Raw genomic sequence first — 2,736 nt, 5'->3', positions numbered from 1 at the left:
GGATGAGCTCGTGCTTGCGACGTCCGGCAGCTTTTCGCAGTCGAAGCGCAGTCCGTTGCTCGATGAAATCATCTCGGTGCCCCGCGCGAGCGGCGAAGAGGTCAGCATTGTCCCAGACAAAGCCGGCCGAAACTTCGGAGTCTCGGTCAAGCTGGTGCGCGGTGGCGAAATTCCTCCCGTGTTCCTGGCATTGTCGCCGACCAGGTTTGAGTTTCTCGGGCGCGTCGCTGAGGGTGCCCTGCCCAGCAGCTTTTCGCTTGAGTGCCACGAAGATCTACTCGCCTTCAAAGCGCGGCTGCTGCGGGAGACCGAAAACCGCCGCAAGCTCGATGGTGACGATGTGACGGCAGACGGAGAACTCGTTCTGCGGTTTATCGACATCAATTCCGATGGCCGCGCTCAGCCGCGACGCGTGATCGTGCGAGTATGACAATGGAATTTCTTGATCGCCCGACCCAGTTCGAAGAACGCACCGGCCCTGCCTATTGGATCGATGAAGCAATCTGGGGACACCGCCTTCATGACGAGCAGTCACCATGGCTGACATTTCTCGAGTTTCTGACGGTGCTCCTGTCGGAGCACCGTGAAGGGCGAGCACTGAGCGAGCAAACCTATAACAGCCTCTCATACAAGCCGCAGCTTCAGCTGCGCCTGCGCAACCTAGTGTTCAACAATCCCCATGTGATGACTGTTCGCGCCGAAGCCGAGTCGGACGACGCGGCATGGTCACTTTGGCTCGATAAGATGGCGGAAACCGCAGGCGGCATCGACAAGCCTGATTTCAGGTACCTTCGCGATCGCTTCGAAACGTTCGATGATTTCGCGGCCGTCTTGAACTTCCTCCAAGGCTCAGCAATCGAAGGGTCAAGCAACAAGCGGTGGAGTTCGAAGTTCGTCTTCCCGTTTGGGCCTCATTCTCTGTTCGAAGACGTCAACGTCAAACCGAACGGCAGCGTCTCGAACGATCGACGGTTCTTCGCCCGCACCGGCGAGATCCTCTACCTCATGTTAAGCAGGAGCAAGCACGCACACGAGCTTCGCCTATTGCTGACGTCACGTTTTCTGGACCAACCGGCGCCCTATGATACGATGGCGCGCGCGCTCCAGGGAGATATCCAGCTCGCCAAGGCAGAGCGCGGGGGTGCCTATCTGCCGTGTTCGCAGCATCCTGTTTTCGATCGCATGGCGGAAGATTGGCTTTCAATCTTAAAGTTGCCCATTCCAGGCCATGACGCAATTCCGCACCTTGTGACCATTGCCGGCCTCAACCTGCTTCTTTATCAACTCGATCGGGCAAGAGAGCTGCTTGATCATTCTCCTGTCGAACTCGTTTGCGAAATCGTCTCGCCAAAAAAGTCCGTTGTGCGGGATCTCTCGGCCGACACCTATCAATACAACAACATGCTGCCGCAACTGGCGATCGAGCGCTTAATCATGCGCATTGCCGAGACGCCGGCCTGGACGGCGGCCGTTGCATCTGACGAACCCGTCTTGAGGGTCAGTGACCTGATGCAGCGCGAGTTCGGATGGCCAGACGGGGACGAAGACGAGACTGTCGGTGATCCAAAGCAACTGCTTGACGAACTGCTCAGAAAGGCCACCACCCGTCACAAACAGCACGTAGGCAAGATTCATGCGACATGGTCGCGGGCAATCGGATTGTCGTCACGTCGATCGAGCCGGCGCGTGCGCTACGCACCAACCGATCGCTTGTTGAAGACCCTCGTCGTGGCCTGCGTGGATAACAGGCTTGAATTCAAAGACTTCCTGGCCCGCTTACATCAGCGCTACGGGATCATCATTGGGGATGCGCAGGCACGATCGTTTGTCGATGCCGGGACTGCAGATCAGGAAGACTTTTCGGACAATGCGCATCGCCTTGAAGAGCGATTGGCAAGCCTGGGCCTTCTCAGACGCCTGTCGGACAGCTGCGCCTACGTCGAAAACCCATTCCAGAGAGCGACAACCGAGTGAACCCCTCTGATCTCATTGGCGCCGCCGGCGCGACATCGATCCGTTTGCGTCTTGACGCGCTCTCGCCGGAAGATGGCATAGCGCGATATCTTCTCGATCGTTTGACCGGCGAGCAGGTCGCTGCGATCACGCGGGCCTTGCTCACGGATACGAAAGCCACCGAACTTCTGAACATTGCGTTGCCGCGCAGCCTGGTTTCACCCTTCGGACTTCCGGATAGCGTCATGACGGACGAGCGGATGGTGGCGATCCGGCACGCCGACTACAACCGTCCCGCACTTCTATTCGCCAACACGGATGAAGACCAAGGTGCCTCCCTCGGCGATGTAACCCTGATTGGCGCGAAACAGCTGACGGAAGAGCCGGGACCTTGGGTCGAGGCCGCCGCCGTCGGCCTTGGTCTGAGCGAGAGCCAGATCGCGACCTGGATGGCTGCGTTGAAGGGGCTGACAGCGGCCGATGACTGGACGCTCCACCAGATTGCAACCTATGTCGCCATGACCCGAATGCGTATCGAAACCGATGCGGTGCCGGTCACGGATGCCCTCGGGTGGGCATTGCCGGCCTTGCGCCTGCCGCGCGACAGCGGTTACTTTCTGGGGCTTGACGAACGCGATCGCGAAGTCCCGCGTCGATGGAAAAAGCTGTTCGAAAAGCTCGTCGCCGAGCGCAAACCTTTGATGGTCAAGCAGCGTCCCAATCGCCAGCTCATCGAAAATGAAGAGCTGAGAGAGCAGTTCGCGGAGGTGCGGGACGATATAC

General features: G+C 58.7%; 3 protein-coding genes. All 3 read left to right on the top strand.

What is annotated here, in order from left to right; genetic code table 11:
• A partial coding sequence (locus tag EOA23_RS33365) for a hypothetical protein (protein ID WP_210212519.1) occupies window positions 1–430 on the top strand: 430 nt, incomplete at its 5' end.
• Window positions 431–432: 2 nt separating this feature from the next.
• Window positions 433–1,974, top strand: a complete 1,542-nt coding sequence (locus EOA23_RS33360) for a hypothetical protein (protein WP_127307189.1) — start codon at window positions 433–435, stop codon at window positions 1,972–1,974.
• Window positions 1,971–2,736: hypothetical protein (locus EOA23_RS33355; protein WP_210212518.1), on the top strand; the 766-nt coding region annotated here is incomplete at its 3' end. The genes EOA23_RS33360 and EOA23_RS33355, both read left to right, overlap by 4 nt.

This window comes from Mesorhizobium sp. M2A.F.Ca.ET.042.01.1.1, from assembly GCF_003997405.1.
In the GTDB taxonomy this organism is placed as follows: domain Bacteria; phylum Pseudomonadota; class Alphaproteobacteria; order Rhizobiales; family Rhizobiaceae; genus Mesorhizobium.
The sequence above is the reverse complement of the archived record's forward strand: the minus strand, read 5'-3'. Positions and strand labels throughout refer to the sequence as shown.

Excerpts from the sequence above, each read along its gene's own strand:
- EOA23_RS33360 (WP_127307189.1), top strand. The coding sequence starts at position 433 with ATGGAATTTCTTGATCGCCCGACCCAGTTCGAAGAACGCACCGGCCCT.